Below are 15,488 nucleotides of genomic sequence, written 5' to 3' on the forward strand. Positions count from 1 at the left end.
AGTCGTTTCCAACTGCTATCCCCCAGTATGAGGCAGGTTGCCCACGCGTTACTCACCCGTCCGCCACTAAGATTAAACAAGATTTGACCGAAGTCTCGTCAGCGTCTAATCTCCGTTCGACTTGCATGTGTTAGGCACGCCGCCAGCGTTCATCCTGAGCCAGGATCGAACTCTCACGTTAAAATAAGTTCAATTCCAGCCAGAACTAAAACGTTAGCTTTTCGTTCTGTCCGTTATTACTTTTGGTTTGTTACTTCTGAATAATTCTCTTGGAATTTTTCAGGGTTGCATTACTGTTTATTTGTCAAGGTGCAGGAGCTTAGAATCCGCTCCAGCGCTGCGTTTGCGCTGTTTTTTATTCATCAGCGCCGCAACGAATTTAACTATATCACCCACCAAAAAAGATGTCAACAACAATTTTCAAATTTTTTTAAATTTTTTATATTTCAAACAAAAAAACGGCGCAACAACGCCGTTTTCAAGCCACAACTTTTTTTGAATTTCTTATGCACTGACCTCATTTTCAAGGAGCTGTCTTGAAACAAGGTATGCAAAAAAAGCGTAAATATTATTCCTGCTCCTTATCTATAAACAGGACGCCAAGTGTTCCCGGTCCGCAGTGCGATGAAACAACGCTGCCTGCTCTTGTCTCTAAGATTTCTCCAAATCGTTCCATCTTTGTGAGGTAGTCTTTTACCATAATTACAAGCTCGGGGCTGCATCCGGAATGAGTTATGAATACTCTCTCAGGTTTAGCACTCTTTAGAGCATCTTCCATGTCTTTTACATAGTCGCTTATATACTTCTGAGGGAAACCTCTGTATTTATTCTCAGGCCTCATTCCTCCGTCAACTACAGCAATCCTGGGGTGGAGCTTTAGAGCATTACCAAAATAAGCTGCAACGCCTGAGCATCTGCCGCCTCTGTAAAGATATGTTAGGGTCTCAACAACAAAGCTTGCTCTTACGCGTGGGATCAGCTTTTCAATATAATCTGTAATCTCTGCTGCGCTCTTGCCACTTTCTGCCATCTGCGCAGCTTCAATTATCAGAAGTCCTATTCCTGTTGAAAGATTTTTGGAATTTATTACATGAATATGATCCTCCATGGCAAGTTCCTCAGCTGCCAGCATACAATTGCTGTAGCATGAGGACATGGAGGCTGAGATTGTAAAGATAATATAGTCGTCCGCATCATAAGTCTTCAGGATATTCATGATGTCATTGACGCTTGGAGCAGCCGTTCCCGGCGTTTTCTCCGTCTCGTCGGACCACTTATAGATGTCGTCGGGAGTGATATTAACTCCGTCCAAATACTCGTCTTCTCCGAGTCTTACATACAAAGGAATAATACCTATGTCATATTTCTTGATCAGCTCGGGCGAGAGGTCACATGTGCTGTCTGAAAGTATCTTGATCATTGTATTCTCCGTTTTATTTAAGAACTATCGTCTGAGTTTCTCCCCTGATAGTTGCGATCATTCCAAGACTCTCTATCTTAGTTGCTTCCTTTTCACTTATCTGCGTGAGGACCACAACGCTCTCGTGCGCCCTGGAATCTATATTCCCGGAGTATGATGAGAGGTCATTAGGAAGGAAAGTAACCGATGAATAGCCGATATCCTTACCGTTTAAGATTATCTTAAAGCTAAGTCCAAGCGGAATCAGATTAACACTCTTTTCTGTATCTGAGCCGTTGTAAAGGTCAAAGCGAAGCACTAAAAGCCTCTTGCTCTTATCTGCATTTACAACATAGCTCTTTGAGCTCTCAGGATATGTACTGGATACAGAATAGCCCTGATATGACAGGAAGATGTCAGACATGATCTCCTGTGACTCATCAGATGATAAGGTTATTGCATTTGGATCTGATACTTCTGTTGCTTCTTCACTGCTATCGCCTTCAGTAGCTTCTGTGTTCTCAGTCATAGCATCAGGATCCGTTGTAAGTTCCTGTCCTTCAGGCTCTGTCTCCTCTAATGCAGGTTCTTGTACCTGCGCAGGAGTCTGGTCTTTTTGACTGTTCTTGGCTGCCTGTTCTTTTGCAAGCTCTATCTCAGCAGCCCTTGCAGCTTCTTTCTGCCTTTCTTTAAGGACCTCTTTTGCATCCACAACAACCAGTCGCTCCTGGCCGTTATTTGAATACTTCATCAAAAGACCTGCAGCATATTCCACAGTCTGTTTATACTGCTCATCAGTCAGATCCGGGAATTTCGTTCCGCATCCTGTCATCATGAGCGTTGTCATAACTATTAGTACCGCCTGCAAATACCTTTTTTTCATCATACTATTTTGTCTCCAGTTCAAAATAGAATTCCACACCATTATCGTAATTTATGACACCGTATTTCTGGTGCATGCCTTCCATAATAGCCTTAACAATTGAAAGTCCTACTCCGCTTCCTCCATATTCTCTTGTCCTTGCCTTATCTACCTTGTAGAACTTCTCCCAAATGTGATCTATGCTATCCTCAGGAATAGGTTCTCCCGTATTAAAGACGGATACTCTGACATGATTATCCTCAGTTGTGGTGATCTTAACCTCAATCACCTTCTCTCCGTCTATGTGGTTGATGGCGTTGCTGTAGTAGTTCTGCAGCACTTCCTCAATCTTGAATTCATCCCCCCATACAAATATCGGAGGATAATCTCCGAATTTAACCGTTACATCCTTCTGCTTGGCAAGCATTGATGCGGACTTAAGGTAATTGGTAACCATATCGACAATGTCAAAACGCTCCATATTGGCGCTCTCATTGCCAAACTCAAGCTGGTTAAGTGTAAGGAGCTTCTTTACCATGATGTTCATCTTGGATGCTTCATCCATGATTACTTCACAGTAAAAGTTCCTGCTCTCCTCGTCGTCGTTAATACCTTCCTTAAGTCCCTCTGCATAGCCCTGTATAAGAGCAATGGGAGTCTTGAGCTCATGTGATACGTTTGAGAGGAACTCTTTTCGCATGGTATCGATCTCTTCCTTGCGGGCGATATCCCTCTTTAGAGCAATATTGGCATTTTTGAGTTCCTTGATGTTTGACTCAAGGGTCTCAGAAAGCTCATTCATGTTCTGCCCAAGAACATCTATCTCGTTTCGGTATTCATTCTCAGGTACATATTTAGCTTCGAAATTAAGCTTTTTCATGTCATCTGAGATGTAATATAGCCTCTTGATTGGGTCAGTTACTTTTTTACAAATATAGAGAATAAGGACAGAACCAACAACGATGGCAATCAGCGCTACATATACCATAAAAGTGTTGGATATGCTAACGTTGTCTCTGATACTCTCCATAGTGGTCCTTACAAGAACCAGATTTCCGTTTCCGACAATGCCCCACATCTCCAGGTATTGTCTGCCTGTCCCCTTATCCACAGTGATCTGAAGAGTATAGTCATCTCCGTAATCTATTATTGTCCTGTCGGACATATCGCTGGCCATTCCTGTTGCAGAGCTTATCATGTTATCCCACAAAACCTTTGCAAGGAGCTCAGCATTGTTACTGGATGTCTTAAGTGTCTTTGAATCAGCATCCAGTACTATCATCTCGATGTTGTATCTCTCGCAGATATGATAGATTTCAACATCGAATTCTTCAGAGGTAATGTCTCCGCTTCCTATGGCCTGAGATATACTCCTGTAGGCAGCTATAATGGCTTCTCTCTTGTTCTGGATATAAAACTTCTCCATAAAGAAGAGGTTAACAACAAGGCACATTAAAAATGTGCCTACCATAATGCCGATGAATACAGCACTAATCTCAAATCTCAGCGAATGGATCTTTTTCTTTTTCATTTGGTACTCATGCCTCGAACTTATAGCCCATACCCCAGATGGTCTTGATCATCTCGCCCTTATCGCCGAGCTTTCCTCTGAGCTTTTTAACATGGGTATCAATGGTACGCGCATCACCAAAATAGTCGTAGTTCCAAACGTTGTTAAGTATCTTTTCACGGGAAAGAGCAACTCCCTTGTTCTCAAAGAAGTAAGTTAAAAGCTCAAATTCCTTATAGCTGAGCTCAACCTCTTTTCCATCTACCAAAACGCTGTGTGCAACCTTATTCAGGACAATTCCGTTTTCCTCTAAAACTTTTTCATTTACAGACTTGCCTGTGGTCCTTCTAAGGATTGCCGAAACCCTTGCTGCCAGGATCTTCGGGCTAAAGGGCTTTGAAATATACTCATCAACACCAAGTTCAAAACCAAGAAGCTCATCCCTCTCTTCGGCTTTGGCTGTCAGCATGATGATCGGCACCTTTGATGTGGTCCTTATCTCTCTGCATACCTCCCAGCCATCTCTCTTTGGCATCATTACATCAAGGATAATAAGTGCTATATCTTTGTCAGCATAGAATGTGTCAAGAGCCTGCTGGCCATCCTCAGCCTCAAGGACAATGTATCCGTCCTTAGTAAGAAAGTCCTTTACAAGCTTTCGCATTCTGCTCTCGTCATCTACTACAAGTATCTTTAAATCGTCCACTGAAGGTTTCCTCCTGTCTAATTTGTTCCTGTATCCTCATCATAGCCTTTCGTACCTTCAATGCCAAGTCTTTTTTCCGCTTCCCTGACGGCTTTTTCCCTGTCAGAAAGCTCCTGTTCCCATCCGGCGTAGCGATTTGTGATGTTTTTCCTGTAATTTATGATGTTATCGGTCTCCGCGGTGACGGTAATATAGAACATCACCCCGACCAGAATAAGCAGTACAATGTTCAGGATAATCGAGAAGATAGTCTTAAAGTTCGCTTCCTTTTTGGGTTCCTGAGGCAGGATTCTCTGCTTCACATTAAGGCTGTCCATGGCGGAGTGCCTTGTCATGGAAACATTCAAAGGGATAGGGATCAGGTCTTCCTCCTTATAACCGCTCTCAAGAAGTTTACGCCTTAGCCCTACCAGATATTCCCAGCCTATGGGAGTCTTAAATATCTTATTTTCAATTGATTTCTCATAAACGGCTTTTATGTCGACAGGTCTTGATGCCTTGACCCTTGCTTCAAGAAGATTTATCTTTGATAGGTCCATTGACGCTTTCTGTGCGTCGTTTTCTGATAAAAACTCATACCCGCCAACTATAAACTTTTCTTTGCCTTTTCCTTCATCAGCCGCCATATTCAGCTCCGTAAGATGCTATGAATACATTAACGCTTCTGGCCTTAAGGGTCTTGTTTCGCCATGTCATAGGTTTTGGCCTGTTGTAAAAATACTTGCCTCCCTCATCTCCGGTATCAACGCAAAGAGCCCAGAAAGCTCCTTCCGGAGGATTCGGAAGCATCATCTGTATATCTTCCCAGTAAGCATTTATCGCAAGATATACAATATCATCATGTCCTTTTTTCTTGATATAACCGGCAAATCTCACACAAATAACTCTGGAGTCCTTGGTGATATTGCCGTGGTCAGGATTCTCTGTATGCACGGAAATTGATGGATATCCGCACTGAGCCGGCCTTAGCTCTTTTCTTATACAGGGGTGCTTTCTCCTGAACTGGATCATATTTCTGTAGAAATCAAAGAAGTTCTTGTTCTTATCAAGAAGATTCCAGTTGAGCCAGCTTATCTCATTGTCCTGACAATATGCATTGTTATTGCCAAATTGTGTGTTTCCGAATTCATCCCCGGCATAGATCATCGGGGTTCCTCTGCTGCACATAAGCACAGTTATGGCATTTCTCATCATCCTGAATCTGAGGTCTTTTACGTTCGGATCATCGGTTTCACCCTCACAGCCGCAGTTCCAGCTTCTGTTGTCGTTGGCTCCGTCCGTGTTATTCCAGCCATTGTCCTCATTGTGCTTGTTGTTATAAGAATACAGGTCATAGAGTGTAAAGCCGTCGTGACAGGTTATGAAGTTGACCGAGGAATCGTATCCAAGGTACGATCCGCCGTAGAGGTCCATGGAACCTGTGATTCTCTTGACTGCTTCAGGCGCTGACCAAATATCGCCCTTTAGGTAGGATCTGATATCATCACGGTACTTGCCGTTCCACTCTGCCCATCTCTTCCAGGCCGGGAAATTACCAACCTGATACATTCCGCCTGCATCCCAGGCTTCTGCAATAAGCTTAACGTTTCCAAGGATCGGATCATAAGCAAGCCTCTGGATAAGCGGAGGCTTCTCCATGGGAGCTCCGTCCTGGTCTCTTCCGAGGATACTTGCAAGGTCGAACCTGAATCCGTCCACACGATATTCCTCAACCCAGTATCTGAGGCACTCAACGATGAATTCCTGTACCATCGGGTGGTTACAGTTCATGGTATTTCCGCATCCACTGAAGTTGTAGTACTGCCCGTAAGGAGTCAGCAGATAGTAAATGTTGTTATCAAAGCCCTTAAATGAGATAAATGGGCCGTTTTCATTGCCCTCAGCTGTGTGATTGAACACAACATCAAGGATAACCTCAATTCCGTTATCCTTAAGGGTCTTGATCATATGCTTAAGTTCAACGCCCTCTTTGTTGTACTCACTCTGAGAAGCGTAGCTGGTATTTGGTGCAAAAAAACTGATGGTGTTATATCCCCAGTAGTCAAGGAGCGTCTTTCCGTTTACCTCTCTCTTGTCTCTGGTCTCGTCAAACTCAAAGATGGGCATCAGCTCAACAGCTGTTATGCCAAGTCTCTTTAAGTATTCTACCTTCTGTTTGATGCCATCAAATGTTCCTCTGAACTTAACTCCAGATGACGGGTCCATTGTAAAGCCCCTTACATGCATCTCGTAGATAACAGAGTCGCACATAGGGATTCCAAGGGAATTGGTATCGTTCCACTCGAAGTTATCTCTAACCACCCTTGCCCTGTAGGCTCCGTCGCGATTTGGGTTCTGTCCCCATATCCTCTGACCTGAAACAGCCTTTGCAAACGGATCCAGAAGCAGATGATTCTTATCGAACAAAAGACCTTTCTCCGGCTCCCAAGGTCCGTCAACACTGTAGGAGTACTCCAGATTCTCAATATCAAGGCCAAAGACGATCATTGAATACACTTTGCCTATCCTGTAGCTCTCGGGGAAAGGAATCTGCACAAAGGGCTTTATTTCGCCTCTTTTGTACAAAAGAAGAGTTATAGATGTTGCCCCGTTGGAATAGGCAGTAAAATTAACGCCATCAGTAAGCATGGTGGCGCCGTTTATGTTGTAGAAGCCGGGTCTGATCCTGTAGCCGTTTACCTCATTAAGGGCAAGGAGCTGCCTTCCCACATCTGCTTTTCTGAGCTCTCTGGGTGCGCTTTCGCCGATTTCTACTGGTTTTTTAGGCTTTGCGTGTCTTCTAATCTCGTCCATAGTTATATTTTACCACTACTGTGCATTGCAAAGAATAAAAAAAGATGAAATTTCGTGTAAATTAAGCCATGCAAAACAAAAAAGAGATGAATTTTGCATGTTTACATGGCTAAAATTCATCTCTTTTCTTGTTTTATATGGCGCAGCCGCGAAAACGAGGAACAGCTTTATCGTTCCGAGTCTTCGGCATGGCTTAATTTATACGGGGTATGCCCCATTCTTAGTATCAGCTGCTGTAATATCAACCTTATCCTTCTGAGCTGCACGATACTTGAAGAAGTCTGTAGCAACCTGAGGGAACAGTGCATATGAGAGAACGTCCTCATCCTGCTCCTTCCACTGTGCAACTTCCTTCTCGAAATCAGGAAGACCGGGCTCGAGCTTATCAGCAGGTCTGCATGTGATAACCTCTCTGTCGCCGATGATCTTCTTCTGAACTTCAGGGTTGAAAGGCTTGATTGTCTTACCATAAGCACCTGCAAGGAGGTCCTTGGTCTGGTCAGTAGCAACCTTGTATCTCTCGCCCATAAGTACGTTCATAACGGCCTGAGTACCAACAATCTGTGATGAAGGTGTAACAAGAGGTGGCTCACCGAAGTCCTTACGAACACGAGGGATCTCCTCAAGCACTGCTGTGTACTTGTCGCTTGCATTCTGCTCCTTGAGCTGGCTAACCATGTTGGAAAGCATTCCGCCGGGAACCTGATACATAAGAGTCTTGATGTTAACACCAAGAACCTTAGGATCAAGAAGTCCGCTTGCAAGGCACTCTTCTCTGTAAGGTCTGAAGTAATCAGCGATTTCAGCAAGAACCTTCTGATCAAGTCCTGTCTCGAAAGGCTGTCCCTTGAAGGCCTCAACCATAACCTCTGTAGCAGGTTGTGATGTACCAAGAGCAAATGGTGAAATAGCACAGTCGATGATATCAACACCTGCCTCAGCTGCCTTCATGTATGTCATGCTGGCAACACCTGAGGTGTAGTGTGTGTGAAGGTCGATAGGAAGCTTAGTTGCTCTCTTAAGAGCCTTAACAAGCTTTTCTGCCTCGTAAGGAAGAAGAAGTCCTGCCATATCCTTAATACAGATTGAATCTGCACCCATGTTCTCAATATCTTTTGCAATGTTCATCCAGTACTCTTCTGTATAAGCATCACCAAGGGTATATGCAAGAGCGATCTGAGCATGTCCGCCTTCCTTCTTGCAGGCCTTAACTGAAGCCTCAAGGTTACGAAGGTCATTCAGACAGTCGAAAATACGGATGATATCGATACCGTTAGCGATTGACTTCTGTACGAAGTACTCAACTACGTCATCGGGATAGTGCTTGTATCCAAGAATGTTCTGTCCACGAAGAAGCATCTGAAGCTTGGTGTTCTTAAATCCTGCCCTGAGCTTACGAAGTCTCTCCCATGGATCTTCCTTAAGGAATCTCATTGAAGCATCGAATGTAGCACCGCCCCAGCACTCAACAGCGTTGTATCCAACCTTATCCATTGTCTCGATGATTGGAAGCATCTTCTCTGTAGGCATTCTGGTTGCGATCAGAGACTGATGAGCGTCACGCAGAACGGTCTCATTGATGCGAACTGGTTTTCTCTCTAATTCTGCCATATCTAATATCCTTTCTAAGATAATTATTATCTAAATCTTATACGCCGAAAACGGCCATGAAGGTACCTGCTACTACGGCAGTACCGATAACTCCGGCAACGTTAGGTCCCATCGCATGCATGAGCAGGAAGTTGGATGGATCATACTCTGCACCAACCTTCTGTGATACACGGGCAGCCATAGGCACGGCTGAAACACCTGCGGAACCGATGAGCGGATTGATCTTGCCCTTGGTAATAAAGCACAGGAGCTTTCCTAAGAGACATCCTGCTGCAGTACCAAATGCAAAAGCGATAAGTCCAAGAACAACGATGATAAGAGTTGTCTTGTTAAGGAATGCCTCAGCACTTGTTGTAGCACCAACTGATGTTCCAAGAAGGATAACTACGATGTACATAAGTGCGTTTGATGCTGTCTCCTGGAGCTGACGAACAACGCCTGACTCTCTGAAGAGGTTACCGAGCATCAGCATACCGATAAGAGGTGCTGTTGTAGGAAGGATCATACATACAACGATAGTAACGATTACAGGGAAAAGGATCTTCTCAAGCTTGGAAACTTCTCTAAGCTGCTGCATTCTGATGGTTCTTTCCTTCTGTGTTGTAAGAGCCTTCATGATAGGTGGCTGAATCATTGGAACCAGAGCCATATAAGAGTAAGCTGCAACGGCGATAGGTCCAAGGATTGATGTCTGGTGGAGCTTGGATGCAAGGAAGATAGATGTAGGACCATCTGCTCCTCCGATGATTGATACTGCTGCAGCCTGCTGATCATTGAAGCCAAATGCGATGGCCATGAAGTAAGCTGAGAAGATACCAAACTGAGCTCCGGCTCCCATAAGGAAGCTGATAGGATTGGCAATAAGCGGACCAAAGTCTGTCATAGCGCCTACACCCATGAAAATAAGTGAAGGAAGGATAGCCCACTCATCCAAAATATAGAAATAATGGAGAAGTCCACCGGCTGCACCATTTGCCGGCTCTGCCATAATTTCAGGATAAATATTTACAAGAAGCATACCGAAAGAAATCGGTACCAAAAGCAAAGGTTCAAATCCCTTGGCAATGGCCAGGTACAAGAACACGAGCGCTACCACGATCATGATGTAGTTGCCCGGCTCCATTGTTGTAAAGGCTGTCTGTTGCCAGAGATTAGATAATGTATTAACTATGTAATCCATTCGTATCCTCTTTCTGTTTTTTCAAACTTTAAGTTTCTCTGACCTTATCAGTTAAGAGTTGCAAGTACTCTTCCTGCCTCTACTGCATCACCAGCAGCAACATCAATGCTTGCTACTGTTCCGTCCTGAGGAGCTACCATAGGGATCTCCATCTTCATAGACTCAAGAGTAACAACTGTGTCGCCCTTCTTAACTGCAGCGCCAACGTTAGCATCGATTCTGAGAACCTTACCTGCTGCACCTGCCTCGATCTTGATAGAACCTGCGCCTGCGCTAGCCTTCTTAGCAGGAGCTGCAGGAGCCTTAGGAGCGGGAGCTGCTGCTCTTGCTACGGGAGCTGCTCCGCCTGCGCCTTCCTCTACTGTTACATCATATACGTTTCCGTTAACGGTTATTGTATAGTTCTTCATTGTTTCTCCTTTCAAAGCCCAAAGCTTATCTGTTATTCTTCCATTTTGAATTTACTTTTCTGATAGATCTTACCGTGAAGCCATCTGTAGATGCGCTTCCCTCATATGCTGCGATAGCTGCTGCAATAACTGCAACCAGCTCAGCGTCAGAGGAAAGATCCTCTTTGTCAGCAATCTGAGTGATTGTATTATCCATTGCCTTCTGGGCAATTTCCTTATCGCTCTCTTTCTTCTTTCTGCCTGTTCCGGAGATAAGCGGGAACAATGAAATTATAAGAGAAATAATGATAAGTACTGCGAATGCCATTCCCATTCCGAGAAGAGTATTAAGTCCGGCATTCTCAAGCTTCTCTCCTGTGGTCTTGTTGACTGTGATACCTACGTCTGTAGGAAGACCACTGTTGTTTAGATACATCTCCATAAGAGCGGAGTGCTTGGTTCCTGTAACTGTGGCGTCAAGTACAAGAACGCCATCATCATTGATGTAGTAGGTTGTATCGGTTACCTTTACTTCATCAGCAAGTGTGTCTTTTGAAGTAAATCCGATATCCTTAATAGCCTTATACCAGCTATCATATCCGGATCTGCAAACCTCAAAGAAGTCATCGTCATAGGTGATTGTTCCGCCCTGCTGACTTGTAGCTATATCAAAGTACAGCTCCTTCTCGAAGTTCTCTGGGGTTATGTCGCGAAGATACCACTGTTCGAATAACCTGTCCTCGAATATGTTGGCGTAATTAGCCATGAAATCCTGGTTGAATTCATCGGGATTGTATCTGCTACCCTCAACAGTGTTGTAGGTAATCTCTTTTCCACAGGCTGTTAAACCAAGGAGGCAGCTCATAACAAGTCCCAAAACAAGTATTTTATGCTTCATTCTGAGTGCTCCCTTCATTAAACTGTGCCGTGTTTCTTGGCAGGACGCTCATCCCTCTTTGTAAAAAGCATCTCGAAAGCGCCGATGACATACTTTCTTGTGTCAGCGGGCTCGATGATCTCATCTACATATCCTCTTGCTGCAGCGCTCTTAACATTGTTCTGAAGCTGAGCATACTCTGTAGCTGTCTTGGATACTGTCTCAGCATCCTTGCCGTCACATATGATCTTGGCTGCGATATTTGCATCCATTGTTCCGATCTGAGCATCAGGCCAGCTGATGGTGATGTCTGCGCCAAGAGCCTTGGAGTTCATAACAACATAAGCACTTCCAAAAGCCTTGCCGGTTACAAGGTTAACCTTTGGAACTGTTGCGTTTGCAAGAGCAAATACAAGCTTGCCTGCAGCCTTTGCAACGTGCTTCTCATCACACTGTGTTGAGCTAAAGCCTGTTGCGTTTGTAAGTGTAAGAACAGGAATATCGAAAGCATCGCAGAAGTTAATGAACTCAGCTGCCTTATTGCATGCATGAGCTGTGAGCTTGTCACCAAACTTCTCTGCTTCCTTGCCGTTCTCGTCAAAGAGTGCTGTACGGTTTCCTACAAGACCAACGGTTGATCCGTTAAGCTTAACAAAACCTGTAACCATCTCTTTTGCATAGTCTCTCTTTGTCTCAAAGAATACGCCGTTATCAGCGATCTGACCTGCGATAAGAGCAGGATCTGCTGTGTAGCCGTCGAGATTCTCGCATGCTCTGTTGAGATCATCTGTGCACTCGTCATAGGAATCACCGTCTTCGTTGTTTGAAGGAAGAAGTGAAACGAGCTCTCTGATCTGAGCATAGATTGTAGCCTCATCAGCCACAACATCAACGTTGCCTGCGTTCTCGCTCTGCCACTTGGCACTTGATGTATCAAGCTTCTCTTTGTAGTTGCCATCAAGTACGTTAGGTGAGTTGACAAACATTTTAGCCTTGTCAGACTCCATGAATGTGAAATCTGTAATTGAAGGGATTAAAGCAAGTCCTCCACCACATGTTCCAAAGACAGCTGTTATCTGAGGAACTACACCTGAAGCCTCCACCTGCTTAAGATAAATCTCACCGAATGCATTGAGTGCATCGCTGCCTTCCTGAAGACGAAGGCCTGCTGAATCGATAAGTCCGATAACAGGTGATCCGGTCTTAATAGCCAGGTCATAAAGACGAACGATCTTCTTGGCATGCATCTCACCAATAGATCCGCCAAGTACAGACGAATCCTGGCTGTATACATACACCAGATTTCCGTCAATGACACCGTAGCCGGTTACTACACCGTCTGATGGTGTCTCTTCCTGTTTCAGATTGAAATCTGTGCTTCTTGCGGTCACAAGTGCGCCAATTTCAACGAAACTGTTTTCATCGAGCAAAGCATTTATTCTTTGACTCGCTTGTGAAGAACTACTCATTTGTTTACCTCCATGAATATATTTTTATGCATAAATTCCGCAACTTTAGTCACAGTATAGTATATCACAAAAGTCGGCAAAAAAAAGAGGAGAATGCCAATTAATTCACATTCTCCCTAGGTTTTTAAATATCAAGTTTTAAATTAACCTCTGCTTCAGCCTGTGCCTTGAACTCTTCCACCTGAACAGTGCCTATTGCCGGCAATTCTTCGATGGAACGAACTCCAAAGCTCCTTAGAAACTCCTCTGTGGTTCCAAACAGAAGTGGTCTTCCCGGAGCATCGAGCCTTCCCAGCTCCTGGACCAAACCAAACTCCACAAGTCTGTTAACTGCATGATCGCTGTTTACACCACGGATCTTTTCAACTTCAAGCCTTGTTATGGGCTGTTTGTAAGCAATTATGGAAAGAGTCTCCATGAGCGAATCGGTTAGTACTGCCTTTTTAGGTGCCTTGGCAATCTTGACCAGGTACTCGTACATCTCTTTTTTGGTGCAGAGCTGAACGGCTTTATCAAGCTCAATGATTCCTATTCCGCTGTCCTGCTTCTCATATTTCTCTTTCAGATATGCAATATAGTCTTTAACCTTTTTGGGCTCCTCCTCCATTGCCTTGGCAAGGGAATTTATCTCAACGGAATCTCCCATGGTAAAAAGAATAGCCTCAACGATGGCTGCGCCTTCTTCTCTGGTCATCTTAGTTTGCCTTTCTGGATGTAATTATTATGTCGCCGAATGTGGTCTCCTGCTCGATCTCTATCTCACCAAGCTTCATCTCCTCAAGCATAACAAGGAAGGTAACAATGATCTCGGTCTTGCTGTGCTGTTTTTCAAGGAGCTGTCTGAAACTGAATCTCTCGTGTTCTCTGATGTATGCCTTGATATAAAGAGTCTTGGCATCCATGTCAATCTCTTCCTTCTCGATGTTTCCGAACTTACTTCTGATCGGATCCACCTTATCCTCCTGCCTTTTAAGGAGTTCCTGGAAGATTGAATTGAGCTTGGTAAGTGTTGTGTCGCCGATAAGGTCTGAAAAGTCAATGGGCATCTCGTAGTCCTTGACTTCCTTAGGCAGGTCTTTTGTCCTGAACCACTGCATGTCGGCATCCATCTGCATGTCCCTGAGTTCGTATGCCATGTACTTGTACATCTTGTACTCAAGGAGCTTCTCAACAAGCTCTGCTCTGGGATCTTCTTCCTCGCCGTCCTCATTTACTTCCTTGGGAAGAAGCATCTTGCATTTAATATCGATAAGTGTTGCTGCCATGACCAGAAATTCAGAGGTAACGTCCATGTCCTCCCTCTGCATGGCATTAATGTATGCCATATACTGCTCTGTAATGGTAACAATAGGAATATCGTAAATATCTATCTGATTCTTGTCGATCAGGTGCATCAGAAGATCCAGAGGGCCTTCAAACACCTGAAGTTTGACCTCAAGTGACATTCTTTTTTCCTCGTAGTTTTATAACAGAAACCTCTCCGGGGTTAAACATTCTCACATGAATTGTGTGAGTTCCGAGGCCTCTGCTGAGTATCATGGTACTTCCGTCCTTCTCATACTTTCCCGCATCATATTTAGGGAAAAGAGCTATCGCAGGCGATATTACACCTCCAAGAAGCGGAAGCCTTATGATCCCGCCGTGAACGTGACCGGAAAGAGCAAGGTCAGCTCCCCAGTCGACATAGTTTTTAAAATAGATCGGATTATGAGCAATAAGTATCTGATAATTCTCCTTCTCGGCAGTATTTACGCGGCCTAAGAGATTATCGAGATATTTGTCATCCATATTGACCTTAACAACCTTCTTGAAAAAGCCAAGGTCAAGGCAAAGGCCGGTAACTCTGATGTTTGTTCCCTCTATCATCACAGAGTCATTTTCGAGATACACGGCTCCGGCTCTTTTTAGTCTGTTCTTATATCTGTCAAAGAGATTTCCAAAAGAATCTCTGTATGCTTTTATCTTCTCCTCGTGATTGCCGTTTGAAATATATACGGGATATCTGGAAGACAGGTTCTCTAAAAGGCGAAGCCCTGAATCCACCTCGACATTGCGATGGTTCTTGGTTGCCGTGATCATATCACCCGCACAGAATATGGCATCCGGTGATATCTTATCAACGGCTTCTATAAGCTTTTCATTGCCCTTCCCATAAAAATAGCCGTGAAGGTCAGTCAAAAATACATACATGAAGTCCCTATCCAGCTTGTCAGTAGTAACCTCGTACTCATAAATCTTAAAATTATGAGTGTCGTGATAGATGACAATAGCGGATAAAACTATCAGTAATGCAATTATGACAATAGCAGAAATCGACATAGGCACTTATCCCAATTCAAACGTAACAAAAAGTATTTTATCACAGCTAAGCACAGATTTGTACTTTGAGTTTTGCAGATACATAAAAAGGTCCCCGGAAAATCCAGGGACCCTTCCAATTGATTTAGTTATATTTGCGCTTTCTTGCTGCTTCAGACTTCTTCTTGCGTCTTACGCTTGGCTTCTCGTAGTGCTCTCTCTTACGGATCTCCTGCTGGATACCAGCCTTTGCGCAACTTCTCTTAAAACGACGCAGTGCGCTATCCAAAGTCTCGTTTTCTTTTACTACTACAGTTGACATCTCTACTCTTACCCTCCCTTCAGTCCCATTAAGTACATGACTGATTGGGTTATTTGCTATGTTTTGAGCCAT

The 15,488-nt window shown here is 44.0% G+C and carries 15 protein-coding genes and 1 rRNA gene; all 16 read right to left on the bottom strand.

Annotation, left to right across the window (positions count from 1 at the left end; translation table 11 throughout):
* Positions 1–181, bottom strand: a 16S ribosomal RNA gene (locus G589_RS0114585); the annotation flags it as partial.
* Positions 182–568: 387 nt separating this feature from the next.
* The gene (locus tag G589_RS0114590; protein ID WP_022770479.1) at positions 569–1,420 is read right to left on the bottom strand and encodes a DegV family protein; all 852 of its coding nucleotides are present in this window, start codon (positions 1,418–1,420) and stop codon (positions 569–571) included.
* A gap of 13 nt (positions 1,421–1,433) precedes the next feature.
* Positions 1,434–2,285, bottom strand: coding sequence for a hypothetical protein (locus G589_RS0114595; RefSeq protein WP_026522636.1), 852 nt, complete (start codon positions 2,283–2,285; stop codon positions 1,434–1,436).
* A 1-nt stretch (position 2,286) separates the two neighbouring features.
* Complete coding sequence (locus G589_RS0114600; protein WP_026520365.1) at positions 2,287–3,792, bottom strand: sensor histidine kinase; 1,506 nt, start codon at positions 3,790–3,792, stop codon at positions 2,287–2,289.
* Positions 3,793–3,799: 7 nt separating this feature from the next.
* Entirely contained in the window at positions 3,800–4,477 is a 678-nt protein-coding gene (locus G589_RS0114605; protein ID WP_022770475.1) for a response regulator transcription factor, read from the bottom strand.
* Between the two features lie 17 nt (positions 4,478–4,494).
* Positions 4,495–5,103, bottom strand: a complete 609-nt coding sequence (locus G589_RS21340) for a hypothetical protein (protein ID WP_026522637.1) — start codon at positions 5,101–5,103, stop codon at positions 4,495–4,497.
* Complete coding sequence (gene glgX, locus G589_RS0114615) at positions 5,093–7,270, bottom strand: glycogen debranching protein GlgX (RefSeq protein ID WP_026522638.1); 2,178 nt, start codon at positions 7,268–7,270, stop codon at positions 5,093–5,095. The genes G589_RS21340 and glgX overlap by 11 nt, the downstream gene beginning before the upstream one ends.
* A gap of 198 nt (positions 7,271–7,468) precedes the next feature.
* Positions 7,469–8,881: an oxaloacetate decarboxylase subunit alpha gene (locus G589_RS0114620; RefSeq protein WP_026522639.1), complete on the bottom strand. Its 1,413-nt coding sequence runs from the start codon at positions 8,879–8,881 to the stop codon at positions 7,469–7,471.
* A 37-nt stretch (positions 8,882–8,918) separates the two neighbouring features.
* Positions 8,919–10,061, bottom strand: coding sequence for a sodium ion-translocating decarboxylase subunit beta (locus tag G589_RS0114625; RefSeq protein WP_022770470.1), 1,143 nt, complete (start codon positions 10,059–10,061; stop codon positions 8,919–8,921).
* Between the two features lie 47 nt (positions 10,062–10,108).
* A complete protein-coding gene (locus tag G589_RS0114630; protein ID WP_026522640.1) occupies positions 10,109–10,471 on the bottom strand; it encodes an acetyl-CoA carboxylase biotin carboxyl carrier protein subunit in 363 nt (120 codons plus the stop codon).
* Positions 10,472–10,496: 25 nt separating this feature from the next.
* Positions 10,497–11,348, bottom strand: a complete 852-nt coding sequence (locus G589_RS21345; RefSeq protein WP_196811892.1) for an OadG family transporter subunit — start codon at positions 11,346–11,348, stop codon at positions 10,497–10,499.
* A 17-nt stretch (positions 11,349–11,365) separates the two neighbouring features.
* Positions 11,366–12,796, bottom strand: a complete 1,431-nt coding sequence (locus G589_RS0114640) for an acyl-CoA carboxylase subunit beta (protein ID WP_026522641.1) — start codon at positions 12,794–12,796, stop codon at positions 11,366–11,368.
* A gap of 124 nt (positions 12,797–12,920) precedes the next feature.
* Positions 12,921–13,490: an SMC-Scp complex subunit ScpB gene (gene scpB / locus G589_RS0114645; protein WP_022770464.1), complete on the bottom strand. Its 570-nt coding sequence runs from the start codon at positions 13,488–13,490 to the stop codon at positions 12,921–12,923.
* Position 13,491: 1 nt separating this feature from the next.
* A complete protein-coding gene (locus G589_RS0114650; RefSeq protein WP_026522642.1) occupies positions 13,492–14,241 on the bottom strand; it encodes a segregation and condensation protein A in 750 nt (249 codons plus the stop codon).
* A complete protein-coding gene (locus G589_RS0114655) occupies positions 14,231–15,115 on the bottom strand; it encodes a metallophosphoesterase (RefSeq protein ID WP_035776214.1) in 885 nt (294 codons plus the stop codon). The genes G589_RS0114650 and G589_RS0114655 overlap by 11 nt, the downstream gene beginning before the upstream one ends.
* A gap of 124 nt (positions 15,116–15,239) precedes the next feature.
* A complete protein-coding gene (gene rpsU / locus G589_RS0114660; protein ID WP_013280615.1) occupies positions 15,240–15,416 on the bottom strand; it encodes a 30S ribosomal protein S21 in 177 nt (58 codons plus the stop codon).
* Positions 15,417–15,488 lie beyond the last annotated feature (72 nt).

This window comes from Butyrivibrio sp. VCB2001, assembly GCF_000423965.1.
Classification (GTDB): Bacteria; Bacillota; Clostridia; order Lachnospirales; family Lachnospiraceae; genus Butyrivibrio.

Bases quoted from the DNA above. Each gene is read 5' to 3' on its own strand.
- G589_RS0114590 (WP_022770479.1), bottom strand. From the start codon at position 1,420: ATGATCAAGATACTTTCAGACAGCACATGTGACCTCTCGCCCGAGCTG.
- G589_RS0114595 (WP_026522636.1), bottom strand. From the start codon at position 2,285: ATGATGAAAAAAAGGTATTTGCAGGCGGTACTAATAGTTATGACAACG.
- G589_RS0114600 (WP_026520365.1), bottom strand. From the start codon at position 3,792: ATGAAAAAGAAAAAGATCCATTCGCTGAGATTTGAGATTAGTGCTGTA.
- G589_RS21340 (WP_026522637.1), bottom strand. From the start codon at position 5,103: ATGGCGGCTGATGAAGGAAAAGGCAAAGAAAAGTTTATAGTTGGCGGG.
- glgX (WP_026522638.1), bottom strand. From the start codon at position 7,270: ATGGACGAGATTAGAAGACACGCAAAGCCTAAAAAACCAGTAGAAATC.
- G589_RS0114620 (WP_026522639.1), bottom strand. From the start codon at position 8,881: ATGGCAGAATTAGAGAGAAAACCAGTTCGCATCAATGAGACCGTTCTG.
- G589_RS0114625 (WP_022770470.1), bottom strand. From the start codon at position 10,061: ATGGATTACATAGTTAATACATTATCTAATCTCTGGCAACAGACAGCC.
- G589_RS0114630 (WP_026522640.1), bottom strand. From the start codon at position 10,471: ATGAAGAACTATACAATAACCGTTAACGGAAACGTATATGATGTAACA.
- G589_RS21345 (WP_196811892.1), bottom strand. From the start codon at position 11,348: ATGAAGCATAAAATACTTGTTTTGGGACTTGTTATGAGCTGCCTCCTT.
- G589_RS0114640 (WP_026522641.1), bottom strand. From the start codon at position 12,796: ATGAGTAGTTCTTCACAAGCGAGTCAAAGAATAAATGCTTTGCTCGAT.
- scpB (WP_022770464.1), bottom strand. From the start codon at position 13,490: ATGACCAGAGAAGAAGGCGCAGCCATCGTTGAGGCTATTCTTTTTACC.
- G589_RS0114650 (WP_026522642.1), bottom strand. From the start codon at position 14,241: ATGTCACTTGAGGTCAAACTTCAGGTGTTTGAAGGCCCTCTGGATCTT.
- G589_RS0114655 (WP_035776214.1), bottom strand. From the start codon at position 15,115: ATGTCGATTTCTGCTATTGTCATAATTGCATTACTGATAGTTTTATCC.
- rpsU (WP_013280615.1), bottom strand. From the start codon at position 15,416: ATGTCAACTGTAGTAGTAAAAGAAAACGAGACTTTGGATAGCGCACTG.